Origin of the sequence: Micromonospora sp. NPDC000663 (assembly GCF_042898105.1) — a bacterium.
Taxonomy (GTDB): domain Bacteria; phylum Actinomycetota; class Actinomycetes; order Mycobacteriales; family Micromonosporaceae; genus Micromonospora.
The window spans coordinates 161,393-187,448 of sequence record NZ_JBIAYR010000002.1 but is presented as its reverse complement, the minus strand read 5'-3'; the positions used below and the strand labels follow the sequence as shown (position 1 = coordinate 187,448).

The window sequence follows — 26,056 nt, the reverse complement described above, 5'->3', positions numbered from 1 at the left end:
GGGCGTGACGCAGCCTCCGTCGTACCCGACGCCGCCGGCAGGTGGGCCCCAGCCCGCCGCCGGCGGCTTCGCGCCGCCACCCGGACCACACCCCCAGGGGTACGCCGTGCCGCCGCAGTACGCCCCACCCGGGTACGGCACACCCCCGCGGTACGCCCCACCACCGCCGGCGTTGAGCCCGGCCGGGCAGCCGCTTGCCAGCTTCGGCGACCGACTGCTGGCCTGGCTGATCGACACGGCACTGGCGAGTGTCGTGTCGTTGGTGCTGTTCATGCCGGTCTTCCTGGTCCTCTGGTGGCGGATGTTCAGCGAGATGACCCGGACCAACCCGGACGGCACCCTGGTGGAGCCCGACCCGGGCACCTTCCTCACAGAGTTCTTCCTGCCGATCCTGCTGTTCCAGGCGGGCCTGTTCGTGGTGCTGCTCGGCCTCTACTGGCTGTACCACGTGGAGTACCTCAAGCGCGGCGGCCAGACACTCGGCAAGAAGATCATGAAGCTGCGGGTGGTACCCATCGATCCGGCCGGCACGCTCGACCGGCGGATCGCCGGCCGGCGGTGGCTCGTGCAGTACCTGGCGTGCTCGCTGGTGCCGGGCGCGAGCTACGCCGACGGGTTGTGGCAGCTCTGGGACAAGCCCTGGCAGCAGTGCCTCCACGACAAGTTCGCAGGTACGGTCGTCGTTAAGGTGGCTTCGTGAGTGTGCAACCGGGTTGGTACGTCGACCCCGCCGACCCCGAGACCCGACGGTACTGGGACGGCGAGGGTTGGCTCGGTGCGCCCATCCCGGTCGACGCCACCCCGCCGGACGGGCCGCCGCCGCCCGAGCCACCGCCGGTCCCGGTCGCCCAGGCGGCCCCCGACGCCGCGGCGACCAACGCGGGCTGGCCGCCGCACGCCGGGTCGGGCCCCGCGCCGGGTCACGGCATGCCGCAAGGGCACGGCGCCCCGTCACCGCACGTTCCCCAGCCGGGGCCGGGTTGGGAGCCGCAGGCTGGTCCGCCCGGCTGGTCCCCGCAGGCCGGTCCTCCGGGCTGGACACCGCAGGGCGCCCCTCCCGGTTGGTCGCCGCAGGGCGTGCCACCGGGCTGGCCCGGCCGGCCGCCCGAGCCGCGCCCGCACGGGCTGAGACTGGCCGGATACGGCCGCCGGTTCGCCGCCCGACTGATCGACTTCACTGTCGTCTTCGCCCTGAACGCCCTCGTCAACGGCTGGTTCGTGTGGCGGCTGATCGAGGAGATGCTGCCGTACTGGCGGGAGGTGTTCCGGCGGGCGTTCGCCGGCGACACCTCCACCGACAACCTGCCGCAGATCGGCGAGCAGGCCGGGCTGCTCCAGGTGGTGATCCTGCTGATCGCCACGGCGCTCTGGCTGGCGTACGAGGTGCCCGCCATGGCGTCCCACGGGCAGACCTTCGGCAAGCGGGTGATGCGGATCCGCGCCGTGCCGCTCGCCGCCGACCAGCCGCTGGGCTTCGCCAGGGCGTTCGGCAGGTGGACCACAATGGGTCTGCCCACACTGCTCTGGTACTGCGCCGGCCTCGGCCTGATCCTGCAGCTGGTCGACGCCCTGTCCCCCCTCTTCGACCACCCGCTGCGTCAGGCGCTGCACGACAAGCGCGTGCAGACGGTAGTGGTCGAGGTCCCCGCCAGCACCGCCCCCGCCCTCTCGAACGACGACCAGCCCCCGGGAGACACCCCATGACCGACTCCGGACGTCACCAGCCGGCGCTGCGGCTGACCCGCGCCGACCTGGACGCGCTGCCCAGCTACGTGCCGGGGCGTAGCCCCGCCGATCTCGCCCGGGAGCTGGGTCTACCCGAGGCGATCAAGCTGGCCAGCAACGAGGTGCCGTACGGCCCGCTGCCCGGTGTCGTCGAGGCGGTCACCGAGGCGGTCACCGCCTCGCACCGCTACCCCGACATGGGCGTGGTGGCGCTGCGTGACGCCCTGGCCCAGCGGTACGGCGTGGACGTCGACCGGATCGCCACCGGCTGCGGGTCGGTGGCGCTCGCCGAGCACCTGGTCCGGGCCACCTGTCTGCCCGGCGACGAGTTGCTCTACTCGTGGCGCTCCTTCGAGGCGTACCCGATCATCGCGGCGACCAGCGGCGCGACGAGCGTGCGGGTGCCCAACGACGCCGGGCACGGGCACGACCTGGCGGCCATGGCCGCGGCGGTGACCGACCGGACCCGGATGATCCTGGTCTGCAATCCGAACAACCCGACAGGCACGGCGGTCCGCAAGGCCGAACTGGACCGCTTCCTCGACTCGGTGCCGGACGACGTGCTTGTGGTCATCGACGAGGCGTACCGGGAGTTCGTGACCGATCCGGAGGTGCCGGACGGGCTCGACTACCTGGACCGGTCGAACGTCGCGGTGCTGCGCACCCTGTCCAAGGCGTGGGGTCTGGCCGGGCTGCGGATCGGCTGGCTCGTGGCGCAGCCGACGGTGGCGGCGGCGATCCGCAAGGTGGTGACGCCGTTCTCCACGAGTACGGCAGCCCAGGCCGGTGCGCTCGCGGCGCTGACCCAGGCCGCCGAGATGGAGCGCCGCTGCGCGCTCGTCGTCGCCGAGCGGGACCGGGTCACCGAGGCGCTGCGCAAGTTCGTGCCCGACGTGCCTACCAGCCAGGCCAACTTCGTCTGGATGCCGCTCGGCGACCGGGCGGTGGCCTTCGGGAAGGCGTGCGAGGCGCGCGGGGTGATCGTGCGGCCGTTCGCCGGGGACGGCGTGCGGGTCACGATCGGAACCCCTGCCGAGAACGACGCCTTCCTGGCCGCGGCCGAGGCCGCGCTGATCTGAGGGCGCACTGTGACCATCCGGTGATACAAGACCGGTTTGTCCCGTTTGACCCACTATCTGCCCTATCTTCCGAAGTAGCCGACGTGGCGAGGACCCGCGTCGGCTCACTTCGAGAAAACGGGGTAACGAACAGTGCGTACTGCCAGGATCTGTCTCGCCGGGGCCGCCGCCGCCGCGATGGTCGGCTTTCTCGCCGCGCCGGCCGCCGCCGCGCCCACCGACACCACGACCACCACGTTCGAGGTGCTGGCCGGCACGCTCGACATCGACGCGCCGGCCACTGCCGACCTCGGCTCCGGCGCTCCCGGTGGCACCATCACCGGCCAACTCGGCACCGTGACGGTCACCGACTCCCGGGGCGCCTCCGACGCGTCCTGGACCGCGTCGGTGACGGCGACCGTCTTCCAGACCGGCACCAGTTCCCCACCAGAGACAGTCCTCCCCGAGGAGATCAACTACTGGTCCGGCCCGGCAACAGCGACCACCGGCACCGGCACCTTCACGCCGGGGCAGCCCTCCGCCGGCGATGCCGCGCCGCTGTCCAGCACCACGCCGCTCACCGCGTTCACCCACAGTGGCGGCACCGGCGGCAACACCGCCGCCTGGAACCCCACCCTCGTGGTCAACGTCCCGCTGGACAGCATCGCGGGCGTCTACACCGGCACGGTGACACATTCGGTGGCGTAGCCGCCGGGGGCGGTCGGCCCTCGCGGTCGCGCTCGCCCTGTTCTGCCTCGCCGGTCCGGGTCTGCCGACCCGGGCCGGCGCGGCCGAGCCGGACGCGGGCTCGGACGAGGGCAGCATCGGGATCCGGTTGCTGGAGGCTCCGACCGACCGCCGCGCCGACCCCCGGGCTCTGCGCTACATCGTGGACCACCTGCCGCCGGGCACCACCATCAGGCGACAACTGCTGATCGTCAACCGCACGGCCGAGCCCCGCCAGGTCGACGTCTACCCGGCAGCGGCGATCCTGGACGGCTCGGCGTTCCGGTTCGGCGAGGGCCGCGCGGCCAACGAGCTGACCTCGTGGACCACCCTCGATCGCAGCTCTGTGGAGTTGGAGCCGTGGGGCGAGACCCGGGTCCGGGCGACAATCACGGTGCCGCCGGACGCCTCGCGCGGCGAGCGGTACGGGGTGGTCTGGGCGGCCACCCGATCCGCAGCCCGGGCCAGCGGCGAGATCAACCAGATTCACCGGGTCGGCGTCCGGATGTATCTCGACGTCGGCCCCGGCGGCGAGCCGGCTTCCGACTTCGCGATCGGCGAGCTGCGGCCGGCCCGCAGCCCCGAGGGCGTGCCGTCGGTGACCGTCCAGGTCACCAACACCGGCGGCCGTGCCGTGGACCTGACCGGCGCGATCGCGCTGAGCGAGGGACCGGCCGGAAGCCGGGCCGGACCGTTCCCCGTCGGGCAGGGCGTCACGCTGCCCCCGGGCGGCTCCGGGCAGGTCGTCGCCCGGTTCCCCGCCGAGTTGCCGAACGGACCCTGGAAGGCCGAGGTGAACCTGGAGAGCGGGACGGTGAAGCGCGGCGCGACCGTGCGGATCGCCTTCCCGGATCCCGGTCAGGTGGGCAGGAAGGGCAGCGTCGTCTCCCGACTGTTCACCGGCTGGACCGGGGGTGCGGCAGTGGCGGCGCTGCTGCTGCTCACCACTCTCGGGGTGCTCGCGCGCCGGTCCCGTCGCGCCCCTGCCGTCCCACCCCGGGAGCACCTCCCGGTGGACCACTGAGACCGCCGGCGGCCCTGCGTCAGCTCGGCCGTCGGCGGCGCGCGGCGAGCCACCCGAGGGCCAGCAGGGTCATGCCCAGCACGGCGAGCAGCAGGACCGGCCCGCCCGGACCGGTGACCGGCAACTGACCCCCGTGACTGGGGGTCGGGGTGGGCGGGTGCCGGGTCGGCGTGGGCGGGGTGGCGGTAGGCGAGGCGGGCACCACCTCGAAGGTGACGCTCGTGTCGCCCGACGGTTCGGCCCGCACTGCGGCGTACGCGGTCGACCGGGCCGGGTCCGACACGAGGGTCGGCGGCGCCGCGACCACGAGGCTCGCGGTGGCGGCGAGCATCCCGCCCACCAGCCACCTGGCTGCCGTCGCACCCATGCGCCAACCCCCTTCACCGGAAAATCTGAACCGTGAAAAACGTACCGTTTCTGGTCAGAAGTGGTGAAAGCTTCGCGGTTCGACGCCCCGATCAGGTAGCGGCGAGGATCACCGCCTCGGCGGTGAAGTAGTAACTCTGGTCGTCCGCGTCCGGGTCGACAGGCTTCCGCAACCGTTCCACAGCCAGATATCCGTCGGTGGCGGCCACCGCCCCCGGCGCCCAGCCCGTACCGTCCGAGCCGACGTTCAACGTGAACCGGGAGAGCTGCGCCCCGTTCACCGGGTCGAGCGTCACCAACTCGTTCGCCTCGGTCAGCACATGCACCCGACCGGGCTGCACCGCGAGGACCCGCGCCGCGCCCAGGCCGCCGAAGCGCCACAGCTCGACGCCCGACCGCGCCGCCCGGCCCACCGCCACCCCGTCCACCACCGAGACCACCTGGTCGCCGACGACAGTGGCGCCGGCCAGGTCCAGAGCGGGAGCGGCCACCGGCTCACCGCCGGTCACCAGCCAGCCCCGACCGCCGGCGTCACCCGGCCCGGCCGTCCGCACGGCCGGACAGCCCGACCGACCGGTACGGCAACCGAGTGGGGACACCACAAGCCCGTCCGCCGCCACCCCCGGCGGCTGCCAGCGCTCGCGTACCTGCCCGGTGGCCGCGTCCCGGAACTCGACAGCGGCCGGTCCGGCGCAGGTGTCCAGGCCGATCAGCTGCCCGGCCACGCTGGTGCCGACGTCGCTGCGGCACGAGCCGGGCAGGTCGACCCGCCACAACTCCCTGCCGTCGGCCACCTGCACCGCACGGGCCTCGGTGGTCCCCGTGACCACGAGCACCGTCCGGCCGTCCGCGAGGTCGGTGAGGTAGAGCCCACGCGGATCCCAGACGGTGGCCGCCCCGGTACGCCGCGCCACCGCGTCGTCCTCGGCCGGCGCCGGCCCCGCGGCCCGCCACAGCACCCGCCCGGACGACGCGTCGAGCGCGACCAACCGACCGTCGGACCAACGGCTCACGACGGTACGGCCGCTGGCCACCACCCCGCTCAGCTCCGCCGGCCAGCGCCGGTACGACCAGAACGGCGTGGTCCGGTACCGCCAGTCGACGGGCCGGTCGGCGTAGACCTGCCGGTGCGCCGCGTACACCCGCAGTCGGGCGTCCACGATCAGCGGGGCGGCGGGCAGCCGGCCGATCACGCCGGGCTCGGGTCGGGGCGCGGCCGGGTAGTCACCCCGGGCCACAGTGCTCACCTCGGCCGGCGCGAGCACCCGGTGGACGACGACCGCGACGACCGCGACGGCGAGCAGCGCCGCGACCGCCATCACCAGCCGTCGCCGGCCCTTCGGGAACCCCATGCCGCACCTCCGCCCGGCACCCTACCCAGCGGAGGCCGCCGGAGCCCGGTCAGGTCGCGGGCCGGGTCAGGCCGCTTCCACAGCGCCGGAGGACCTCGCCGCGACAGTCAGATCGGCGAGATCACGCCGCAACGCCACCTCGACCGCCCGGGCGGCGAGCCCACCGAGCAGCAGGGCGACCACCCGAGGGTACGGAGCCGTCGGCACCGCCTCCTGCGTGACTGTGACAGCCGTGCAGCCGCGACGACGGCGCCGGACCGGCCGCAGGGTCCAGGTGAGCCGGTAGTCCACGTCGGCGCCCGAGGAGCAGAGGACCAGCCGATGCGGGGCGAGCGCCTCCACCACGAGGAACTCCTCGGTCAGCGTGCCGCCGCCCGGCTGGGCGCGCTCCTCACGCCACGCGGTGCCCGGCCCGAACGGACCCGGGGTGAGCAGCTCGGTCGGGCCGGCGGAGGTCATGCGGGCCGCACGGCCGGGCAGGTCGGTCAGCAGACGCCAGACATCGACGGCGTGCGCCTCGATGAACCCGGTAACCGCCACCGTCGACATGACACCCTCCCGTGTCGTCGACGGTACGCGCTGTGAGGGCCCGACGGGGCCCCGGGGATGGAATTCCCACAACCCGGAGGCCCCGCTGCCCGTTCGTGCGGCAGGCGCCGTACCTGTGGACAGGTACGACGCCGCCGCTCAGCGTTCGAAGCGACCGGCCCGGATCGCTCCGACGAACGCTGTCCACCCCGGCGGGCTCACGGCCAGTGTGGGGCCGGCCTGGTCCTTGGAGTCGCGGACCGCGACGAGGCCGAGGACGTCGACCAGGTTGTCCGCCACCTCCACGCAGAGTCCCTGGTCGTTTGAGCGGCTACTGGTACGCCAGGCCGCGCGCGAGAGATCGTGCATCGTCGTCTACCTCCGTGTGCGATGGGTTGCCCCACCGCCGGTGACCGGGCGGGGGGCCCGGCCCGTACCGCGCGGTGGAGCGACGGAATCCGCGACGATCAACGCGGCAACCGGCGGTGGTTATCGCACAGTCGGTGCGATCATCAGTCCCGCCGACGAGACAGAGGACCGCTCCGGCCTGGAAAGACGCTCAGCGGGCCGGACGGACCGTCCCGGTGACCTCGCCGAGGGCGATCGTGGTGCCGTCCGGGCCGGGCGCGGTAGCGGTGATGGTCACCGTGTCGCCGTCGGCGAGAAAGGTGCGGGTCTCGTCGCCGAGCTTCACCGGCTCCGCCCCTCCCCAGGTCAGCTCCAGGAACGAGCCGACCTGCGACCGGTCCGGGCCGGAGACGGTGCCCGAGGCGTACAGGTCGCCGGTACGCACTGACGCGCCGTTGACGGTGAGGTGCGCCAACTGCTGGGCCGGCGTCCAGTACATGGTGGCGAACGGTGGCTCGCTCACCCGTTCGCCGTTCCACTCGACCTCGAGGCGCAGGTCGAGGCCGAGGTGCGGCACGTCCCGCAGGTAGTCGACCACCGGGGGGTCCTGGTCCGGGGCGGGCACGAACGCGTCGGCGAGCGCGTCCAGCGGCGTCACCCAGGCCGACACCGAGGTGGCGAAGGACTTGCCGAGGAAGGGGCCGAGGGGCTGGTACTCCCAGGCCTGGATGTCCCGGGCCGACCAGTCGTTGACCAGCACCACGCCGAAGACGTGGTCGGCGAAGTCGTCGACGCCCACCCGGTCACCCAGCTCGCTCGGCACGCCCACCACGAAGCCGACCTCTGCCTCGATGTCCAGGCGTACGGACGGGCCGGTCACCGGGCCCTCGGCCGAGGCGCGCTGCCCGGTCGGCCGGGTCACCGGCGTGCCGGAGACGACCACAGTGCCGGCCCGCCCGTGGTAGCCGATCGGCAGGTGCTTCCAGTTCGGCAGCAGCGGCGGCTGACCCGGGCGGAAGATCTGCCCGACGTTCGACGCGTGGTGCTCCGAGGAGTAGAAGTCGACGTAGTCGGCCACCTCGAACGGCAGCAGCATGTCCACCTCGGCAAGCGGCACCAGCAGCGGCTCCACGGCCGCCCGGTGCGCCGGGTCGGTAAGCAGCTCGGTGATCCGCTGCCGCACCGACGTCCACTGCGGACGGCCCAGCGCCATGAACTCGTTCAGGGTGGGGTGGCACAGCGCGCCTGCCGCCAGCACGAGGTCCGCGGCCTCGGCCCCGGCCAGGTCGAACACCCACGACCCGATGCGTACGCCGATCCGCGGCTGGCCCCCGCCGGAGGAGAACACCCCGTACGGCAGGTTCGTCACCCCGTACGGCGAACCGTCAGCGCCGGTCACCCAGGTCATGCGTCGTAGCCCCCGTTCACCAGCCCCAGCCGGATCAGATCGGTAAGTGGTTCCAGAATGCTGCACGAGCCGAAGCCCACCCACAGGGGGCGTGGCGCGTCGAGCCGCCCGTTCAGGTGTTCCAGCAGTGGGCGCGGATCGGCCACGGTCAGCAGCTCGGCGACGGCGCGTACACCGGCGCCGCCGGCGGCGGCGAGCGTGGCGGCCAGCACGTTGGCGTACCCGTGGTGGGTGAAGCCGGTCTCCGGGTCGAGGTGCCGCACCGCCTCGTGCAGCCCGGCGGTGAGCTTGAACGGCAGGGCCCGGTCCCGGCAGGCGCAGACGACGGCGGCCAGCTCGGCAGGGGTGGGGAACAGTTCGGCGGCCAGGCCGCCGGTGCGGAACTTGGCGGCGATGGGCACGCCGTCGGCGCGGGCGGCGGCGAGCGCGTCGAGCGCGCCCATCAGCCCGAAGGTCAGCGGCAGCTCGGCGTAGACGGCCTCGACGCCGGGCGTCGTGGCGGTCACCCGCAGCAGCTCGGTGATGCCGGGCAGCGGGTCCTCGCCCCGCTTGGCGACCGCCACCTCGACCTGCCGGACGGTGACGCCGTCCGGTGGCAGGCACGGGAGCGCGACAGGCAGGCCGGCGATACCGGTGTCTCCGATCACCCCGACCACCAGGCCCTCGGCCGGGTCCACGAGACCGCTCAGCCTGCCGGCCGCGACCGTCGAGGCGGGGATGAGCAGCGGGCCGACCAGGTCGGCGTACCAGGCGGCCCGGTGTCGACGGTGGGCGGTCAGCGCGTCGGGGAGCGCGGCGCTACCCGGCGGGAAGACGGCGGCGTCGTCCACCAGGCCGTCGAGGAGTGCGGGCACCTGCGTTGACACGACACAAGAATCTACGGGACGCTACAAGGAACGGACAACAGCGTCCGATTATCGGACGCCTTCGACCGGTGAACGGGACATATCGGGAGGGCGAGATGCCGTACTACCGCAGCGTCGGCGAGGTGCCGCGAAAGCGCCACACCCAGTTCCGCCAACCAGACGGCAGCCTCTACGCCGAGGAGCTGATGGGCCAGGAGGGCTTCTCCTCCGACTCGTCACTGCTCTACCACCGGCACGCGCCCACCGCGATCCTCGCCGCCGACGAGTTCACCCCGCCCGCGTTCACCCGTACGCCGAACCTGCCCCTCAAACCCCGCCACCTGCGCACCCACAAGCTCGACACAGGCGGCGCCGACCCGATCCTCGGCCGGCAGTACCTCCTCGCCAACGACGACGTGCGCATCGGGTACGTGCTCGCCGACCGACCCTCGCCGCTGTTCCGCGATGCCACAGGCGACCACTGCCTCTACGTCGAGGCCGGCACCCTGCGGGTCGAGTCCCCGTTCGGCGTCCTGGACGCGGTAGCCGGCGACTACGTCATCATCCCCACCTCGACCATCCACCGGCTGGTGCCCACCGGCGACCAGCCCGTCCGGATGCTCACCGTCGAGGCGGCCGGGCACATCGGCCCGCCCAAGCGCTACCTCTCCGTACGCGGCCAGTTCCTGGAGCACTCCCCGTACTGCGAGCGCGACGTCCGCGGACCGGACGCCCCGCTGCTCGTCGACGACGAGGAGGTCGAGGTGCTGGTCCGCCACAGGCGTGGCTGGACCCGCTACGTCTACGCCAACCACCCGTTCGACGTGGTCGGCTGGGACGGGCACCTCTACCCGTGGGCGTTCTCCATCCACGACTTCGAGCCGATCACCGGCCGCATCCACCAGCCCCCGCCCGTGCACCAGACCTTCCAGGGGCCGAACTTCGTCATCTGCTCCTTCGTGCCCCGCAAGGTCGACTACCACCCGCAGTCGATCCCGGTGCCGTACAACCACCACAACGTCGACTCCGACGAGATGCTCTTCTACACGGGCGGCAACTACGAGGCCCGGCGCGGCTCCGGCATCGAGCAGGGTTCGATCTCGCTGCACCCGTCCGGCTTCACGCACGGCCCGCAGCCCGGCGCCGCCGAACGCTCCATCGGCGCCCACTACTTCGACGAGTTGGCCGTCATGGTCGACACGTTCCGCCCGCTGGACCTCTGCGACGCGGCACGCACCTGCGAGGACGACGGGTACGCCTGGACCTGGGCACGTCGGGTCTAGCGGAAGGTGGTTCTGGTGAAGATGGCGAACTCGGCCATCGCTGTCACGGCCACGGCCAGCACCAGCGGCCACGGGGAGCCGACCACCGCGTACACCAGGAGCAGCACCGGCGCGGCGGCCACGGCGTAGACCGCCAGGGCCATCGCCCGGTCCGAGTGCACCAGGGCGGGCAGGACCGTCCGGGTCAACCCCGGCAGACGCGCCGCGAGCTGCCACACCACGACCCCACCGGTAAGCGCGGCAAGCACCGCGACGACGCGGGAGAGGCCACCGTTGGCCGAGGCCGCGAACGCCACGAGCACCGCCGCGATCAAAGACCAGCCCGCGCCGAAGAGCACCAGCCGGTGCAGGCCGTACGCGATGGTCCGCCCGGAGTCCATCCGACTCGGGCCGATCGTGACCGTCTCGGCGATGTGTGCCAACGCCTGCGACCAGCGGCGCTGCTCGAGGCGGATGACACCCACGTCGTGGGGGGCGTCGGCGAGGCGCGGGTCGAGCCGCAACGCCTCGGAGTAGGCCCGTTCGGCCAGGTCGAACAACTCCAGCCGGGCGGCGACCAGGCCGAGCACCAGGTGTGCCTGTGGTTCGTCAGGCGCCAGCTCGACCCCACGCCACGCGGCGTTCAACGCCGGTTGGCCGTTACGCGAATCGGCCAGGATCGCCGCCGCGCTCCGCTGGGCGTACGGGTCGGCCGGGCCGAGGGCGAGGAGCCGGTCGCCGGTGGCGGCCGACTCCGCGTACCGCTCCAGGTCGGCAAGCGCCATGGCACGCGTGACGAGCGGGGCAAGCGCTTCCGGTGCGGCGGCGACGGCCGTGTCGGCTACGGCCAGCGCATCCGTTGGCCGGCCGGCGGCCAGGTGCACCCGGGCCAGCATGGTGAGGGCGGCCACGTCATCCGGCTGGAGGGCCAGCCCGTACGTCAGCTCACCGGCCGCCTCATCATGGCGGCCGAGTTCGGCGAGGAGTTGGGCGCGCTGCAGATAGCCGTCTGCGGCGGACTGGTCGGGGGTGGGGTCGCTGGACATCGCGGCGAGCCTAGGCGGCCGTGGCGTCGTACACCAGCGCCACGGCGATGCCTGCCAACCCCTCTTCGCGGCCTGTGAAACCGAGACCGTCGGTGGTCGCGGCGGAGACGGTCACCGGAGCGCCGACGGCGGCGGAGAGCACCTGCTCGGCCTCCTCCCGACGACGGCTGATCTTGGGCCGGTTGCCGACGACCTGCACGGAGACGTTGCCGATCTCCAGGCCGGCGGCCCGCACCCGGCGGGCGGTCTCGGTCAGCAGAGCCACCCCGGAGGCCCCCGCCCACTCCGGCTGGCCGACCCCGAAGACGGACCCCAGATCACCGAGGCCGGCGGCGGAGAGCAGCGCGTTGCAGGCGGCGTGCGCGGCCACGTCGGCGTCCGAGTGCCCGGCCAGGCCGTCCTGTTCGGGCCAGAGCAGGCCCGCCACCCAGCAGGGCCGCCCGGGCTCGAACGCGTGTACGTCGGTGCCGATGGCCACCAGGGGAACGATCATGATCAGAGGGTACGCGTCAACCGACGGCGGCGAGCAGATGCTCCGCCAGCGCCAGGTCGAACGGGCGGGTGATCTTCAGCGCGTACTCCGAGCCGGGTACGCAGGTCACCGGGACGCCCTGCTTCTCGACGAGCCCGGCGTCGTCGGTGAGCGGATCACCGGCTGCGGCGTGCGCGGCGGTGAGCACCCCCCGGCGGAAACCCTGCGGGGTCTGCACGGAGCGCAGGGCGGACCTGTCGATGGTGCCGAGCACCACCTCGTCCGCACCCACCTCCTTGATGGTGTCGACGACCGGCAGCACCGGGATCACCGCGGCACACCCGTCGCGGACCGCCGCCGCGACGGACTCCACCAGCTCGGGCGGGGTCAGCGCGCGAGCGGCGTCGTGCACCAAGACGATCGTCGGCCCGTCGGGCACCGCGGCCAGCGCCGCAGCGACCGAGGCCTGCCGTTCCGCGCCACCGGGCACCACTGTCACGGGCGCCACCGGGGCGAGCAGCTCGCGGACCGCGGTCACCTCGGCGGCAGGAGCGGCCACCACGATCGTGTGCACCGAGGGTGCCGCCGCCAACCGCCGTACGGCGTGCACCAGCAGCGGCTCGCCCGCGAGCAGGCGCAGCGCCTTGGGTCGGCCGGGGCCGAGCCGTACGCCAGCGCCCGCCGCAGGCACGAGGACCGCGACGTCACCGCGCGGGTTGAGCTGCGCGGTCACGTCGCGGTCCTCGGTGGTTTGTTCGCTACTAATCGGGTACGACGATGCTGTGCCGACTAGGCCTCGGTGAGCACCTTGTCGAGCAGCGTCTCCGCCTCGTCCTTGGTGCTCTTCTCCGCCAGCGCGACCTCGCCGACGAGAATGTCGCGGGCCTTGGCGAGCATCCGCTTCTCACCCGCCGAAAGACCCCGCTCCCGCTCCCGGCGCCACAGGTCGCGCACGACCTCGGCGACCTTCAGCGGGTTGCCGGAAGCCAGCTTTTCCAGGTTGGCCTTGTAACGCCGCGACCAGTTGGTCGGCTCCTCGGTGTGCGGAGCCCGGAGAACGTCGAAGACCTTGCCGAGGCCCTCTTCGCCGACCACCTCGCGTACGCCCACGATCTCGGCGTTCTCGGCGGGCACCCGGACCGTCAGGTCACCCTGCGCGACCCTCAGGACGAGGTATTGCTTAGGCTCGCCCTTGATGACCCGAGTCTCGATTGCCTCGATGAGTGCGGCCCCGTGGTGGGGGTAAACAACGGTCTCGCCGACACTGAAAACCATAGGTTCGAAACCCCTTTCGCTGTGTCTAGGGTAACACGGTCAGGCACCGATGTCTCACCGATGTCCTGACTGTTGGCGCAGCTCAGGGGCCCTGTGAGAGGTCTTTCTTCAGCTTGACAGGCGGTCAAACCGATGGTTCGAACACGCTCCGTAACGTACGGATGACTGCCCGGTACGGGTGAACAGAACGTCGAGATCAAGGGCTATGCGCTCACCTCATGGTATCCCGCCTTGCGCGATCGCGCCCAGGTGTGGCGAGAGGTGCCCCCGATGCGGGACGCTTGAGGTCGCACAGCAGTCCGCTCTCGAGACGCTTCCAGGGGGTCCGATGGGCAAGCCGGACGCAGAGGGCCACGGGCCGTCCGACGGTCTGCCCGACCTGCCCCCCGAATGGGGTCGGGTGGTGGTCCCCGACGACGCCTCGGCGCTCGCCGACGAGGCCGCCCAGATCCGCCGTGAGCTGCGCCGGGCCGCCGGGCGGACCGGCCCGCACCGCGCGCTGGTCCTGCCGATGGTGGTCCTGCTTGTCGCGCTGCTCACCACGCTGGCCGGCCTGATTGCGGTGACCCTGCCACGGGCCAACCGGGGCACCGACCGGCCCACCCTGAGGCCCTCCTCGCCACCCCCGGCCCTCACCGGCCGGGCGCTGCCCGCGCTGGACCTGGTCGACGCCGGACAGGCGCCGGTGCCGCTGCGCGGCCTGCTCCCCGCCATGATCATCCTCGTGGACGGCTGCCCGTGCCCGGCCGTCGTCACGGAGGCCGTGGCGGCGGCGCCCGCCGGAGTAACAGTTGTCACCGTGACCGGCGGGCGGGCGGCGGCGCCGCCACCTGTGCACGGCGTCCGGGCGCTTGCCGACCCCGCCGGCGGGCTGCGCTCCTTCCTCGGCCAGCCGGCCCGCCCCGGCACCGCGGCGGCGCTGCTCGTCGACCGTGCCGGCACTGTCACCCGGGCGCTGCCCGAGCTGGGGCCGATCGACGCATACCGGGGCGACCTGACGGCCCTCGCCGCCTGACCGGCCCCTAGCGCGGAGGCAGGCCGACGAGCTGCACCTGCACGTCGATGGGCTGGTCCCCGACCGCCGACAGGGACACCCGGAACGGCCCGCCGCCGGGTAGCACCTCGGCCGAGACGGTCGCCCCGTCACAGTCGATACGCGGCGGACCGGCGATCTCCGCCCCGGTGCTCGTCACCACGAGCGTCCCGGGCCGGGTGCACCGGTACTGGAGCAGATAGCGGGAGCCGTCGTCGGTGGACTGCCGGGTCACCCCCTGGCCGGGCGCGAGCTCCCTGACCTCCTGCCAGATGGTGTCCCGGAAGGTCGGCAGATCACGGCCGGGCGAGAACACCCCCGCGTCACCCACGACGTCGGTGATCGCGCCGGTAGCCGGGTCGATGACGACCCCCGAGGTGCTCGGCAGACGGACCGCCGCGCCGGTCTGGTCATCCACCCGCACCGTCACCCGCGCACCGGGCTCGGCGCCGGCCAGGGCACGCTCCAACACGGTGCTCACGGTCCGCTCGACAGACGGCGTCACCGCCGGTTCAGCCGACCCCGCCGCCGGAACGGGCGCGGCCGCATGCCACCACCAGCCGCCCACCGCCAGCGCGGCCAGGGCCACCCCGACCAGCACCGCCGACCGCAGCCGGTCGTCCGCCCCGTCCATGGTGGTGAGCGTACCGCCGCCACCGCTGACGATCAGTCCTGTCGGTCGAGCAGAGCGGCGTACAGGGTGAGGCCGGGGCCGAACGCCATCATCACGATCCGGCGCGGAGCCGCACGCGCCAGCCGGTCCATGATCAGCAACACGGTCGGAGAGGAACAGTTGCCCTGCTCGTCGAGCGTCGCCCGGGACGCCGCGAGCGCCTGCGGCGGCAACGCCAACTCCCGCTCCACCACGTTGAGGATCCTCGGCCCACCCGGATGCACCGCCCAACCGTCCACCTCGGAACGGGTCGTGCCGTGCCGGGCCAGCAGGTCGTCCACCAGGGCGCTCACATGCCGCGACAGCACCTGCGGCACCTTCGACGACAGCCCCATCCGGAAACCGACGTCGGTGACGTCCCAGGTCATGTGGTCGGCCGTAGAGGTGTCCGTCACCGCGGTGACCTCGCTCAACGCGTACCCCCGGCCGTCCGGCACCACCACTGCCGCGACCGCCGCGTCCGAGAAGAGCGCGTGCGAGACGATCTGCTGCGTGTCCACCCGGGCGCTGGCGGGCTGGATGTGCAGGCTTGTCAACTCGGCGCAGAGCAGCAGGGCCGGACGCCCCCGGGCGGTGACGAAGTCACTGGCCGCCCCCAACCCCGGCAGCGCCGCGTAACAGCCCATGTGGCCCACGAACATCCGCTGCGTGTCCGGTGCCATGCCCAGATCCCGAGCGAGCAGGATGTCCAGGCCCGGGGTCGCGTACCCGGTGCAGGAACAGACGATGAACAACCCGATGTCGCCGGCGGCCAACCCGGCCGCCGTCAACGCACGGCCCACCGCCTCCTTGCCCAGCGGCAGGGCCTCCACCTGGTAGCGGCGCATCCGGCGCTCGGTGGGCCAGTCCGAGACGTCCTCCAACAGGGGATTGACGGCGGCCTGCCGCCGGGTCACCCCCGAGTTGGCGAAGATTCGCTGGGCCAATGACCTCGTGGTACCGGAGAAGTGCCGGGAGAAGAACCCCTCCCACAACTCGTCCTGCGAGGCCGATGGCGGCTGCGCCACCCCGAGCCCCGCGATCACTGGTACGGGCACGATCGCCACCTCTCGTCCGAAGCTGTCCCCCGGTCCGTCCCACCGGCCATCGTGCCCGGCCGTTCCTCCACGTCAGTCGTGCCGCGCCGACTCACCAACGAGGAGTCGATCCATCGCGGTCCGGGTCACCGCCCAGTGCCGCGACGCCGAGCCAGTCGGCGCAGACATCCGAGGTCGCCGGGTGCAGCGACCCGCAGCGGGCGTCCCGGTAGAGCCGCTCCAACGGGTGGCCGCGTCGCGTCGCCGAGGTGCCCGCCGCCTCCAGCACCGATGCCGCCACGTCGGCCGCCGTGGTGCCGGCGAGCAACTTGGCCCGCCACACCCAGCGGTTGGTCTCCGCGTCGCCCGGTTCCTCGTCCACCCGGCGGGCCGCCTCGGCCACCACCAGCCGGGCCGCCGCCGTCGCCGCGTCCGCCCGACCCAGCCGCGCCCGCACCGCCGGCAGGCCGGCCAGGTTACGGGCGTTGAGGTGCTCGGCCGCCGCGTCGATCGCCGCCTGGGCCACCCCCACGTAGACAGCCGCGTAACTCGCCACCAGCCAGTGCGGCATCAACTGGGCGACCACCAGGGCCAGCCCCTCCACGCCGCCGAGCAGCCGGTCGGCCGGCACTGTGACGTCCAGGTGCAGGTCGTGCGAGGAGGTGGCCCGCATGCCGAGCGCGTCCCAGGTCGGCTCGACGGTCAACCCGTCGCCGGCCGGGACCAGGAACTGGGACACCACCGACTGATCGGCGGCACTGCGCGCGGCCACCAGGTAGCCGTCGGCGTGCCCGGCCCCCGAGCAGAAGGTCTTGCTGCCCTTGAGGTGCCAGCCACCGTCGGTCGCCTCGTAGACCGTGCTCAACTGCGAGAGCCGGGCACCGGCACCGCGTTCGCTCATGGCGACCGCGTACCACGAGCCCTGCGCTGCGGCGGTGAGCAGCCGGTCCCGGGCGACCAACGCCTCGTCCGGCACGCCCAGCGCCTCGGCCAGTTCCTCGGTCACCGCTCCCAGCGCGCCGGTCACCGAGGCGTGCATGTTGAACACCAGAGCCGTCGCGCCGTTGCCCCGGGCCAACTCGGTGGCCACTGCGGCGTACTCGGCGAAGCTGGCCCCGAGACCGCCAAGCGCCCGGGGCACCATCAGCCCGAACAGGCCCGCGTCCCGCAGGTCACGGAAGTCCTCCACCGGGAAGGAGCCGTCCCGGTCGTGCTCCGCCGCCCGCGCGGCGAACCGCGGCGCCAATCGGCGGGCCGCCTCAAGCGTATGCACCGTCATATCGCCCCCTCCTCGGTGTCTGTACCCCCGCCACGGCCCACTATCCGTTGCGGACCCCCCGGCCCTGGTAGAGCACGGCCGTCGACCGGGTCGGCACGATCCGCGGCACCCGGCCAGCCGGTGCCGCACCGGTGGACCGGGACGCGCCGGCCCGCCGCAGCAGCCAGGCCAGCAGACCGCCGGCCTGCGGCCGGATGCCGCGCAGCCGCAGGTCGACGCTGTGCCGGGCGCACTCGGCCACCAACCGGCGAGCGTCCACGAACAACCGTGGATCGTGGATGCCACGCGGCACCGTCGGCAGGCGCTCGGCGATCCGTACCGCGACGAGCCGCGCCAGCGCCGTGTCGTTCAGGGTGTCCAGCACCAGCAGCCCGCCGGGACGCAGCAGCCGACACGCCTCGGCCACCGCGCGGGGCCAGTCCGGCACATGCTCCAGCAGCTCACCGGCGGAGACCACGTCGGCGCAGCCGTCCGGCAGCGGGACCGCCGTGACGTCGGCCTGGATGACGCGTACCCCGTGCTCGGCGGCCTGCACGAGCGCCGAACGGGTCAGGTCGACACCTACATGCCGGTAACCCTTGCCGGCCAGGTGCGGCGCGAGCAGACCGGCGCCGCAGCCCAGGTCGACCAGGAGCGCGTCGGGACGGCCCGCCGGGGGCACCATCGCCGCGCGGGCCTCGGCCAGCCAGTGCAGCATCGCGAACGCGCCATCCGGCCGCCACCACTCACCGGCCAGGTCGTCGTACTGCCGTGGATCGTTGCGCGGCAGCACCCGGGTGCCGGCGGACGCCGGGGCCGCAGCCACGTCTCGCATGGCACGAGCGTGGCACGACTGCTCGGTAACGACCAGACTTCCCTTATGTCGTCGAGGGTGTTAGGGCTGGTCAGGGCGAGCCACCCGGAACCGGCCGCCGCGGTGACCACGGTGGCCGGTCTGCTGGCGTGGGGGGTGGGGCACCGACCCTCCGGAATCGCCTCGGTGGTGCTCGCCGTGCTGGCCAGCCAGCTCGCCGTCGGCTGGACCAACGACGCGCTGGACGCCGAGCGGGACGCCACGGTGGGGCGTACCGACAAACCTGTCGCCGCCGGCGCGGTCGGCCGGCGCACCACGGCCTGGGCCGCCGCGGCGGCCGCGCTGGCCTGCCCGTTGCTGGCGCTGACCACGAACCCCACGGCGGCGTTCTGGCTCACCGTCGCCCTGGTCTCGGCGCTGCTCTACGACTGGCCGCTCAAGGCCACCGCGTTCTCGGTGCTGCCCTACGCGGTCTCGTTCGGGGCACTGCCCGCCTTCATCGTGCTGGCGCTGCCCGGCGAGCCGGCCCCGCCGGCGTGGCTGCTCGTCGCGGCTGCGTGTCTGGGCGCCGGCGCCCACTTCGCCAACGTGCTCCCCGACCTCGCCGACGACGCCCGCACCGGCGTACGCGGCCTGCCGCACCGCCTCGGCGCGGCAGGCAGCCGGATCGCCGCCGCCGCGCTCCTGCTCGCGGCGACCGCCGCCCTGGTCGTCGGGCCGCCCGGGCCGCCGTCGGTGGTCGGCGTCGCGGCGGTCGGCGCGGCCGCCGTGGTGCCACCCCTGAGCTGGTACGCCGGACGCTCCGCGCTCCGGGCCGGCCGGCGGCCGGTGGCCGCCTTCCGGGGAGTCATGCTGATCGCCCTCGTCGACGTGGTCCTGCTGGTGGCGAGCGGTCGGGTCGTCTGACCGGCACCCGGGCAGGTGGCATTGCCGGGTCCGTGTGCGGGCCTCGATCAGCTCCAACTACCCTGGAGCGCGGTCTGCGCGGGTATGGCCACCGTGCCCGGCGTGGAGGCCGGGTGGGGATTGTGACGAGGAGGACCGACGTGACGCGCTCGATCAGGGGTTCCCGGCGGGCGGCCCTGCTGCTGTCCGGGATCGCGACGGCCAGCCTGCTGGCGTCCGGCTGCGGCACCGGTCAGATCGCCGAGACCGCCGAGAAGGAGGCTTCGGTCCAGGGCGTCAGCCTCACGACCAGCAACGGCTCGTTCTCGGTACGCGGCCTGCTGGTCGACTACCCGGGTGCCGAGGGCTACCGGGCCGGTCAGGACGCCCTGCTCAACGCCGTGATCTACAACGACTCGAAGGAGACGGTGACGGTCACCGTCACCACCGACAGCGCCCGCGAGGTGGTGATCAGCGACGGCTCGGCGAGCCCGTCGCCGTCCGCCTCGGAGTCGACCTCCGCCAGCCCGTCCCCATCCGGCTCGGCCAGCCCGTCGACGTCCGGCTCGGCCAGCCCGTCCGCGACCCCCTCCGAGACCGGGTCGTCCTCGGCCACGCCGTCCGCCCCGGAGTCGGCGCGGGCGTCGGGCTCGGCCAGCCCGGCCGCGCCGGGTCAGCCGGCCCGCATCGAGCTGGCCCCGCTGAGCTACCTCCAGCTCAACTCCGAGGCGACCACCCAGCTCCGGCTGATCGGCCTGAAGGAGGCGCTGCGCTCCGGCCAGAACGTCTTCGTGACCTTCGACTTCGGTAACGGCAACACGGTCACCGGCCAGGCGCCGATCGCGGTGCCGCTCACCCCTGCTGCGCCTCCGTCGCCGATCATCGAGCGCGAGGGCGGCTACGGGGATGAAGAGGGCGGCTCCGGCCACAGCTGACCTCCACCCGACATCGACGAACGCCCCGGCGTGGTGACCACCACGCCGGGGTGTTTTCGTCGTACGAGCGGGCTAGCGTCCTGATGTGACCACCTCCCGATCGACCTCTGCGCGCGGCGGCACGGCCGGTGCCCCCCGCGCCCGGTCCGCCGCCCGCGAGCCGCGTCCGGCGTACGAGTGCGACGCCTGCGGGCACCAGCCACCCAAGTGGGTGGGGCGCTGCCCGGAGTGCGGCGAGTGGGGCTCGGTGGTCGAGTCGACGGTGACCGGCCCGACCGTCTCCGGCCGGGTGGTCAGTTCGCGGATGCCGTCCGAGCCGGCCCGACCGATCGCCACGATCAGCGCCGCCCCGGCCCGCGCCCGGCCCACCGGCGTCAGCGAGTTGGACCGGGTGCTCGGCGGCGGCCTGGTGCCGGGGGCGGTGGTGCTGCTCGCCGGCGAGCCAGGCGTGGGCAAGTCGACCCTCCTGCTCGACGTGGCGCAGCAGTGGGCCGTGGGCGCCGGCAGCCCGTCGCTGGTGGTCAGCGGTGAGGAGTCGGTGAGCCAGGTGCGCCTGCGTGCCGAGCGGATGGGCACCCTGCACGACCAGCTCTACCTCGCGGCCGAGAGTGACCTGGCCTCGGTGCTGGGCCACCTCGACGCGGTCAAGCCGGGGCTGCTGGTGCTCGACTCGGTGCAGACCATCTCGACCACAGGCACCGAGGGGGTGCCGGGTGGGGTGACCCAGGTGCGAGCGGTCACCGCCGCGCTGGTGTCGGTCGCCAAGGAGCGGGGCATCGCCACCGTGCTTGTCGGGCACGTCACCAAGGACGGCCAGGTCGCCGGCCCCCGGGTCCTGGAGCACCTGGTCGACGTGGTGCTGCACTTCGAGGGCGACAAGCACTCCTCGTTGCGCCTGGTGCGGGGCGTGAAGAACAGATTCGGCGCGGCCGACGAGGTCGGCTGCTTCGAGATGCACGAGGGCGGCATCAGCAGCCTCGCCGACCCGTCCGGGCTGTTCCTGACCCGCTACTCGGAGCCGGTCCCGGGCACCTGCGTGACAGTGGCGATGGAGGGGCGCCGGGCCCTGGTCACCGAGGTGCAGGCGCTGATCGGCGCGACGGTGGCCGGTTCGCCCCGACGCACCGTCTCCGGTCTCGACTCGGCCCGGCTGGCCATGGTGCTGGCGGTGCTGCAACGTCGTACGGAGCGGTTGACCCTGCACGACCGGGAGGTCTTCGCGGCCACCGTGGGCGGCATCCGGGTGGTGGAGCCGGCCGCTGACCTTGCGGTAGCCCTGGCGGTCGCCTCGGGCGGGCTCAACCTGGCCATCGCTCCGCACCTGGTGGCGATCGGCGAGGTGGGGCTCACCGGCGAGGTGCGTCGGGTCGGCGCGGTGCCACGCCGGCTGGCGGAGGCGGCCCGGCTGGGGTTCAAGGTGGCCCTGGTACCACCCGGCTGCGGCCCGGCGAGCACCGGCGCCGGCCCCGAGCAGATGCGGGTGACCGAGGTCACCGACGTCCGTTCGGCGCTGCAACATGCGGCGCGCGCGTCCGCCGAGTGACCCACCGTGCCGGCGGGGAGGGCGATACCGGACAGCCCGCCCCAAGCGGGAAACCTGGAAAAGGGCGGCATCGTGACACATCACAGTAACCACGACAGCACCCACCGCACGGCAGTCCGTAGACTGTGCCCGTGCCGATCGACCGCGATACCACCAAGCCTGCCGGCGCGCCGCCCCATGCCCGCACCGGCGCCGTGGGCTCGCCCGCCCGCCCGATCAGCGTGAGCGTGACGGCGGGAGCCGCCGGAGGCGCCGGGGATCCGCTGCGGGCCAACCTCGCCCTGATGGCGCCCGGCACCGCGCTGCGCGACGGCCTGGAGCGCATTCTGCGCGGCCGCACCGGCGCGCTCATCGTGCTCGGGTACGACAAGGTCGTCGAGGGCCTCTGCACCGGCGGTTTCCCCCTGGACGTGGAGTTCTCCGCGACCAGGGTGCGTGAGCTGTGCAAAATGGACGGCGCCGTCGTGCTCTCCAGCGACGGCACCCGGATCGTCCGGGCCGCGGTACACCTGATGCCCGACCCGTCGATCCCGACCGAGGAGTCCGGCACCCGGCACCGCACCGCCGAGCGGGTGGCCCGGCAGACCGGCTATCCCGTCATCTCGGTGAGCCAGTCCATGCGGATCATCAGCCTCTACGTCAACGGCCAGCGTCACGTGCTCGACGACTCGGCGGCCATCCTGTCCCGCGCCAACCAGGCCCTGGCGACCCTGGAGCGCTACAAGCTCCGACTGGACGAGGTCTCCGGGACGCTCTCCGCGCTGGAGATCGAAGACCTGGTCACCGTCCGCGACGCGGTGGCAGTGGTGCAGCGGCTGGAGATGGTCCGCCGGATCGCCGACGAGATCGCCGGTTACGTGGTCGAGTTGGGCACCGACGGCCGACTGCTCGCCCTGCAACTCGACGAGCTGATGGCCGGTGTGGACGCCGACCGCACGCTCGTCATCCGGGACTACCTCCCGGTCGGCCGCAAGTCCCGCACCCTGGACGAGGCGCTCGTCGAGCTGGACCTGCTCGGTGCCACCGAGCTGATCGACCTGGTGTCGGTGGCCAAGGCGATCGGCTACCCGGCCGCATCGGACGCGCTGGACGCCGCCGTGAGCCCGCGCGGTTTCCGGCTGCTGGCCAAGGTGCCCCGGCTGCCGGTGGCGGTGGTCGACCGTCTGGTGCTGCACTTCGGCAGCCTCCAGCGGCTGCTGGGCGCGACAGTGGAAGACCTCCAGGCCGTCGAGGGGGTGGGCGACGCCCGCGCCCGGGGCGTCCGGGAGGGCCTGTCCCGGCTCGCCGAGGCGTCCATCCTGGAACGGTACGTCTGATCCGGCTCAGCCGGTGACGGTGATCTTCACGGGCGCGCTGAGTTTGCCACCCACCCGGGCCAGCACCTGGTAGCTCCCCGCAGGCGGGAACGGGCCGGCCGCCAAGCCGTTGTCGTCGCAGCGGCTGGTGTCCCGGCCGTTCCAGCCCACCTCGTAGGAGCGCTCGAAGTTGGGCGTGAAGGACTGCACGTCCGAGCCTTTGGCCTTACCGCAGGTGTCCGACGACCAGACCTTCTCGGCGCCGGACTTGATGAAGATCTCCTGAAGGTCGGCGCCGACGTTGCGGCTGCACGTCCGGTCGGAGATGTTCTTGATCCTGAGCTGGAGGTTGACGACAGTCCCGCGCTGCGCGGTGACCGGCTGCGCCACGGCCGTCACGCTGATCTCGGCATCGGTGCAGGTGCCGTCGTCCACCGAGCCGGCGGCGGCGCCGAGCGGCGGGTTGTTGCTGGTGATCTCCGGGCTCGGCGTCGACGTGTCCGGATCAGCGGACGCGGACGGTGTCCCGGACGGCGCCCCCGACTGCGGTGTCAGCACCGGACCGCCAGCCGCCGGAGCAGCAGACGTCGCCGCCGGCGAGCCCCCCGCCTTCGGCTGACCCGCTCGATCCGAGCCGGTGCAGGAGTAGAGCAGGACAATCAGGAAGAGAAGCCCCGCTCCGAGTACGACGACGCGACGCCGCCAGTACACGGCGGGTGGCAGGGGGCCGACCGTCAGACGCATGATGCCCCCCACGGTAGCCGCGCGACACCCGCCAGCCCGGCGCGACGCGCCGGAGCACCACCGACCCGCCGCCCCCACCGTCCACTGAGGACTGAACGACGGCAGGTCACGCCCCCGTTCAGAGGTAGACCTTGCGCTGGTAGACCGCGTGCGCCCCGGCCACACGATCCAGGAAGAGCAGCCCCGCGCAATGGTCGATCTCATGCTGCAACGCCCGCGCCTCGAAGCCGTCCGTCACCAGCCGCACCGACGCCCCGCTGCCCGGAAGGTCACCCTCCACCACCAGCCGGCTGGCCCGCTTCACGTCCCCGGTCAGGTCCGGCACCGACATGCACCCCTCCCGGCCCGGCTTCCACCTGGTGGCCTCAACCACCCGGGCGTTACACAACACGAACGTGCCGTGCACGGTGACCGCCTTCGGATGCCCTGTCACGTCGACCGCGAAGACCTGTGCGTCCACCCCGATCTGCGGTGCGGCCAACCCCACGCACCCCGGCGAGACACGCATCGTCGCCACCAGGTCGGCAGCCAACCGGACCGTCTCGGAGGACGTCGGATCAACCACACCGCCGGCCCGGCTCAACACGGGATTCGGGGCGGACACCACCGCCCGGATCTCCCCCTCCACCGGCAGCGACTCAGGCGTCCAACCGCCCAGCCCGGCGTACGCCCCGCTCTGCTCCCCGGTCACAGCAGGTCCGGGTCCGCCGGCCGCAGGGTGACCCCCACGCCCAACTCGGCAGCCGTCCGATCCAACCGGTCCACAAGCGTCTCGGCCACACCCGCCGGCAACTCGACCTCCGCCAGCACCACGTAGAGCGAACCAGCCAACCGGGTGCTCAGATCCGTCACGTTCCCACCCGCGTCCACAAGCACCCGGGTCATCGCCGCCACAATGCCCATCCGGTCCGACCCGTGCACCGCCATCACGTACGGCTCACCCACCGGAGGCACCTCACCGTCCGGGGTGACCTCGCGTACCGTCGCCAGGAGCTGCCCCTGGGCGGCCAGCGGCGCCAGCGCGGCCTCGACCTCGGCGGCGGCCGGGCCCGTGCAGATGAGGGTCATCGCGAAATGCCCCCGCAACCGCGTCATCGTGCTGTCGGTGAGGTTCGCGCCCAGGCGGGCCAGCACCTCCGCGACGTCGGCCACGATGCCCGGCCGGTCCCGGCCGATGACGGTGATCGCGAGCTCGTTCATCCGGGCATTCTCTCCGATCCGTCCACCGCCGCCGCGACGCCCCGCCCGATCCGCCCAATCAGCGGGAACACACCCCGTGACATCATCGACGACGCCATGACACAACCCGATTTCGCCACCCTGGTCAGCCGATGGTTCCGGCAGCACGCCCGTGACCTGCCGTGGCGCGAGCCCGGCGTCACCCCGTGGGCCATCCTCGTCAGCGAGGTCATGCTCCAGCAGACACCCGTGGTCCGCGTGGTGCCGGCCTGGCAGGCCTGGTTGGCCCGCTGGCCGGAGCCCGCCGCGTTGGCCGGCGACACCCCCGCCGAGGCGATCCGCATGTGGGGACGCCTCGGCTACCCGCGCCGCGCCGTCCGACTGCGGGAGTGCGCGGTCGCGATCGTCGAGCGGCACGGCGGGCAGGTGCCGGACCGGCTGGAGCAGCTGCTGGCGCTGCCGGGCGTCGGCACGTACACGGCGCGGGCGGTGGCCGCGTTCGCGTACGGGCAGCGGCACCCGGTGGTCGACACGAACGTACGTCGGGTGGTCTGCCGGGCGGTCGCCGGTGAGCCGGACGCCGGCCCCGTCACCCGACCCGCCGACCTGGTCGCCACGGAGGAACTGCTCCCCGCCGAGCCCGCCGCGGCGGCCCTGGCGAGCGCCGCGTTCATGGAGCTGGGCGCCGTGATCTGCACGGCCCGGTCACCCCGCTGCACGGCCTGCCCGGTCGAGTCGATCTGCGCGTGGCGGGCCTCCGGGCAGGAGGCGCCGACCGGACCGACCCGCCGCCCCCAGCGGTACGCGGGCACCGACCGGCAGGTACGCGGACTGCTGCTCGGGGTGCTGCGGGAGACCACCGGGCCGGTGCCGTACCAGCGGCTGGACCAGGTCTGGACCGACGACGTGCAGCGCGCGCGGGCTCTGGCGGGTCTGGTCCAGGACGGGCTCGTGGAAGCGGTCGGCGCCGACTCCTTCCGGCTGGTCGGCGACGGCCCGTCCCTGCCCACCGCCGACCTCACCACCTGAACCGTCCGGCCCTGTCGGACCCGAAGGTCGCCAAGATCTGCCCAACATCTTTGAAACTGCTGCCTCAGGCCGCCGTAAGGCAGCAGTTTCCCTGATGTCGTGCCAGCGCGCGGCCGTGCGCGAACGCACGTAGCGCCGCATCTCGAGCATGGGGCGCGGTCTTGCCACCGAGCGAGGCCAGGCCCCACGACCTGGCCCCGCCCGCGACAAGACGCGC

The 26,056-nt window shown here is 73.2% G+C and carries 29 protein-coding genes; 12 read left to right on the top strand and 17 right to left on the bottom strand.

What is annotated here, in order from left to right; genetic code table 11:
* The first annotated feature begins 4 nt into the window (after nucleotides 1-4).
* The 5 genes from ACFY1S_RS09500 to ACFY1S_RS09480 all read left to right on the top strand — a co-directional run bounded on the left by ACFY1S_RS09500 (nucleotide 5) and on the right by ACFY1S_RS09480 (nucleotide 4,533).
* A complete protein-coding gene (locus ACFY1S_RS09500; protein WP_387114829.1) occupies nucleotides 5-700 on the top strand; it encodes an RDD family protein in 696 nt (231 codons plus the stop codon).
* Nucleotides 697-1,704, top strand: coding sequence for an RDD family protein (locus ACFY1S_RS09495; RefSeq protein ID WP_387114826.1), 1,008 nt, complete (start codon nucleotides 697-699; stop codon nucleotides 1,702-1,704). Before ACFY1S_RS09500 ends, ACFY1S_RS09495 begins: the two co-directional genes overlap by 4 nt.
* Nucleotides 1,701-2,804 carry a histidinol-phosphate transaminase gene (gene hisC / locus ACFY1S_RS09490; protein ID WP_387114824.1) on the top strand — a complete coding sequence of 368 codons (1,104 nt, stop codon included), beginning with the start codon at nucleotides 1,701-1,703 and terminating at the stop codon, nucleotides 2,802-2,804. Before ACFY1S_RS09495 ends, hisC begins: the two co-directional genes overlap by 4 nt.
* A 132-nt stretch (nucleotides 2,805-2,936) precedes the next feature.
* On the top strand, nucleotides 2,937-3,491 hold the full coding sequence (locus ACFY1S_RS09485; protein WP_387114821.1) for a hypothetical protein: 555 nt from the start codon (nucleotides 2,937-2,939) through the stop codon (nucleotides 3,489-3,491).
* Nucleotides 3,492-3,618: 127 nt separating this feature from the next.
* Nucleotides 3,619-4,533 (top strand): hypothetical protein, encoded by a 915-nt coding sequence (locus ACFY1S_RS09480; RefSeq protein WP_387114818.1) that lies wholly within the window; start codon nucleotides 3,619-3,621, stop codon nucleotides 4,531-4,533.
* Nucleotides 4,534-4,552: 19 nt separating this feature from the next.
* Here the strand turns inward: ACFY1S_RS09480 and ACFY1S_RS09475 are convergent, their stop codons facing one another.
* The 6 genes from ACFY1S_RS09475 to ACFY1S_RS09450 form a co-directional block, all read right to left on the bottom strand.
* Nucleotides 4,553-4,900 (bottom strand): LPXTG cell wall anchor domain-containing protein, encoded by a 348-nt coding sequence (locus ACFY1S_RS09475; RefSeq protein WP_387114816.1) that lies wholly within the window; start codon nucleotides 4,898-4,900, stop codon nucleotides 4,553-4,555.
* A 91-nt stretch (nucleotides 4,901-4,991) separates the two neighbouring features.
* The gene (locus ACFY1S_RS09470; protein ID WP_387114813.1) at nucleotides 4,992-6,251 is read right to left on the bottom strand and encodes a PQQ-binding-like beta-propeller repeat protein; all 1,260 of its coding nucleotides are present in this window, start codon (nucleotides 6,249-6,251) and stop codon (nucleotides 4,992-4,994) included.
* A 66-nt stretch (nucleotides 6,252-6,317) separates the two neighbouring features.
* Nucleotides 6,318-6,800 carry an SRPBCC family protein gene (locus ACFY1S_RS09465; protein WP_387114810.1) on the bottom strand — a complete coding sequence of 161 codons (483 nt, stop codon included), beginning with the start codon at nucleotides 6,798-6,800 and terminating at the stop codon, nucleotides 6,318-6,320.
* Nucleotides 6,801-6,938: 138 nt separating this feature from the next.
* Nucleotides 6,939-7,148 carry a DUF397 domain-containing protein gene (locus tag ACFY1S_RS09460; protein WP_387114807.1) on the bottom strand — a complete coding sequence of 70 codons (210 nt, stop codon included), beginning with the start codon at nucleotides 7,146-7,148 and terminating at the stop codon, nucleotides 6,939-6,941.
* Nucleotides 7,149-7,338: 190 nt separating this feature from the next.
* Nucleotides 7,339-8,535, bottom strand: coding sequence for a fumarylacetoacetase (fahA, locus tag ACFY1S_RS09455; RefSeq protein WP_387114804.1), 1,197 nt, complete (start codon nucleotides 8,533-8,535; stop codon nucleotides 7,339-7,341).
* Nucleotides 8,532-9,401: a hypothetical protein gene (locus ACFY1S_RS09450; RefSeq protein WP_387114801.1), complete on the bottom strand. Its 870-nt coding sequence runs from the start codon at nucleotides 9,399-9,401 to the stop codon at nucleotides 8,532-8,534. Before ACFY1S_RS09450 ends, fahA begins: the two co-directional genes overlap by 4 nt.
* Before the next feature lie 95 nt (nucleotides 9,402-9,496).
* Here ACFY1S_RS09450 and ACFY1S_RS09445 point away from each other — a divergent pair, with 95 nt between their 5' ends.
* Nucleotides 9,497-10,663, top strand: a complete 1,167-nt coding sequence (locus tag ACFY1S_RS09445) for a homogentisate 1,2-dioxygenase (protein ID WP_387115987.1) — start codon at nucleotides 9,497-9,499, stop codon at nucleotides 10,661-10,663.
* On the opposite strand, the gene ACFY1S_RS09440 is transcribed toward ACFY1S_RS09445, so the two are convergent.
* The 4 genes from ACFY1S_RS09440 to ACFY1S_RS09425 are packed head-to-tail and all read right to left on the bottom strand — an operon-like array spanning nucleotide 10,660 to nucleotide 13,435.
* Nucleotides 10,660-11,688: a tetratricopeptide repeat protein gene (locus ACFY1S_RS09440; RefSeq protein ID WP_387114798.1), complete on the bottom strand. Its 1,029-nt coding sequence runs from the start codon at nucleotides 11,686-11,688 to the stop codon at nucleotides 10,660-10,662. The genes ACFY1S_RS09445 and ACFY1S_RS09440 overlap by 4 nt on opposite strands.
* 10 nt (nucleotides 11,689-11,698) lie before the next feature.
* Nucleotides 11,699-12,184, bottom strand: a complete 486-nt coding sequence (gene ispF, locus ACFY1S_RS09435; RefSeq protein WP_387115984.1) for a 2-C-methyl-D-erythritol 2,4-cyclodiphosphate synthase — start codon at nucleotides 12,182-12,184, stop codon at nucleotides 11,699-11,701.
* A 13-nt stretch (nucleotides 12,185-12,197) separates the two neighbouring features.
* A complete protein-coding gene (gene ispD / locus ACFY1S_RS09430; protein WP_387114795.1) occupies nucleotides 12,198-12,893 on the bottom strand; it encodes a 2-C-methyl-D-erythritol 4-phosphate cytidylyltransferase in 696 nt (231 codons plus the stop codon).
* Between the two features lie 56 nt (nucleotides 12,894-12,949).
* Nucleotides 12,950-13,435, bottom strand: a complete 486-nt coding sequence (locus ACFY1S_RS09425) for a CarD family transcriptional regulator (RefSeq protein ID WP_007073334.1) — start codon at nucleotides 13,433-13,435, stop codon at nucleotides 12,950-12,952.
* Between the two features lie 328 nt (nucleotides 13,436-13,763).
* On the opposite strand from ACFY1S_RS09425, the gene ACFY1S_RS09420 reads away from it, so the two are divergent.
* On the top strand, nucleotides 13,764-14,450 hold the full coding sequence (locus ACFY1S_RS09420; RefSeq protein WP_387114792.1) for a hypothetical protein: 687 nt from the start codon (nucleotides 13,764-13,766) through the stop codon (nucleotides 14,448-14,450).
* Between the two features lie 7 nt (nucleotides 14,451-14,457).
* Here the strand turns inward: ACFY1S_RS09420 and ACFY1S_RS09415 are convergent, their stop codons facing one another.
* From ACFY1S_RS09415 to ACFY1S_RS09400, 4 genes are all read right to left on the bottom strand, one after another.
* A complete protein-coding gene (locus ACFY1S_RS09415; protein WP_387114789.1) occupies nucleotides 14,458-15,102 on the bottom strand; it encodes a hypothetical protein in 645 nt (214 codons plus the stop codon).
* 32 nt (nucleotides 15,103-15,134) lie between these two features.
* Nucleotides 15,135-16,178: a type III polyketide synthase gene (locus ACFY1S_RS09410; RefSeq protein WP_387114786.1), complete on the bottom strand. Its 1,044-nt coding sequence runs from the start codon at nucleotides 16,176-16,178 to the stop codon at nucleotides 15,135-15,137.
* Nucleotides 16,179-16,269: 91 nt separating this feature from the next.
* A complete protein-coding gene (locus tag ACFY1S_RS09405) occupies nucleotides 16,270-17,436 on the bottom strand; it encodes an acyl-CoA dehydrogenase family protein (protein WP_387114783.1) in 1,167 nt (388 codons plus the stop codon).
* A 40-nt stretch (nucleotides 17,437-17,476) separates the two neighbouring features.
* A complete protein-coding gene (locus ACFY1S_RS09400; protein ID WP_387114779.1) occupies nucleotides 17,477-18,250 on the bottom strand; it encodes a methyltransferase domain-containing protein in 774 nt (257 codons plus the stop codon).
* A gap of 45 nt (nucleotides 18,251-18,295) precedes the next feature.
* Here ACFY1S_RS09400 and ACFY1S_RS09395 point away from each other — a divergent pair, with 45 nt between their 5' ends.
* From ACFY1S_RS09395 to disA, 4 genes are all read left to right on the top strand, one after another.
* The gene (locus tag ACFY1S_RS09395; protein WP_387114776.1) at nucleotides 18,296-19,135 is read left to right on the top strand and encodes a UbiA family prenyltransferase; all 840 of its coding nucleotides are present in this window, start codon (nucleotides 18,296-18,298) and stop codon (nucleotides 19,133-19,135) included.
* A gap of 140 nt (nucleotides 19,136-19,275) precedes the next feature.
* Nucleotides 19,276-20,049 carry a hypothetical protein gene (locus ACFY1S_RS09390; protein WP_387114773.1) on the top strand — a complete coding sequence of 258 codons (774 nt, stop codon included), beginning with the start codon at nucleotides 19,276-19,278 and terminating at the stop codon, nucleotides 20,047-20,049.
* 85 nt (nucleotides 20,050-20,134) lie between these two features.
* Complete coding sequence (gene radA / locus ACFY1S_RS09385) at nucleotides 20,135-21,592, top strand: DNA repair protein RadA (protein ID WP_364372530.1); 1,458 nt, start codon at nucleotides 20,135-20,137, stop codon at nucleotides 21,590-21,592.
* A gap of 131 nt (nucleotides 21,593-21,723) precedes the next feature.
* Complete coding sequence (gene disA / locus ACFY1S_RS09380) at nucleotides 21,724-22,908, top strand: DNA integrity scanning diadenylate cyclase DisA (protein WP_203178413.1); 1,185 nt, start codon at nucleotides 21,724-21,726, stop codon at nucleotides 22,906-22,908.
* Nucleotides 22,909-22,914: 6 nt separating this feature from the next.
* On the opposite strand, the gene ACFY1S_RS09375 is transcribed toward disA, so the two are convergent.
* The 3 genes from ACFY1S_RS09375 to ACFY1S_RS09365 all read right to left on the bottom strand — a co-directional run bounded on the left by ACFY1S_RS09375 (nucleotide 22,915) and on the right by ACFY1S_RS09365 (nucleotide 24,831).
* Nucleotides 22,915-23,631, bottom strand: a complete 717-nt coding sequence (locus ACFY1S_RS09375; RefSeq protein ID WP_387114768.1) for a hypothetical protein — start codon at nucleotides 23,629-23,631, stop codon at nucleotides 22,915-22,917.
* Nucleotides 23,632-23,749: 118 nt separating this feature from the next.
* Nucleotides 23,750-24,322, bottom strand: a complete 573-nt coding sequence (locus ACFY1S_RS09370; protein WP_387114765.1) for a peptide deformylase — start codon at nucleotides 24,320-24,322, stop codon at nucleotides 23,750-23,752.
* Nucleotides 24,319-24,831 (bottom strand): ACT domain-containing protein, encoded by a 513-nt coding sequence (locus ACFY1S_RS09365; RefSeq protein ID WP_364372523.1) that lies wholly within the window; start codon nucleotides 24,829-24,831, stop codon nucleotides 24,319-24,321. The genes ACFY1S_RS09370 and ACFY1S_RS09365 overlap by 4 nt, the downstream gene beginning before the upstream one ends.
* 96 nt (nucleotides 24,832-24,927) lie before the next feature.
* Between ACFY1S_RS09365 and ACFY1S_RS09360 the strand changes: the two genes are divergently transcribed.
* Complete coding sequence (locus tag ACFY1S_RS09360; protein ID WP_387114762.1) at nucleotides 24,928-25,839, top strand: A/G-specific adenine glycosylase; 912 nt, start codon at nucleotides 24,928-24,930, stop codon at nucleotides 25,837-25,839.
* The last annotated feature ends 217 nt before the right edge of the window (nucleotides 25,840-26,056 follow it).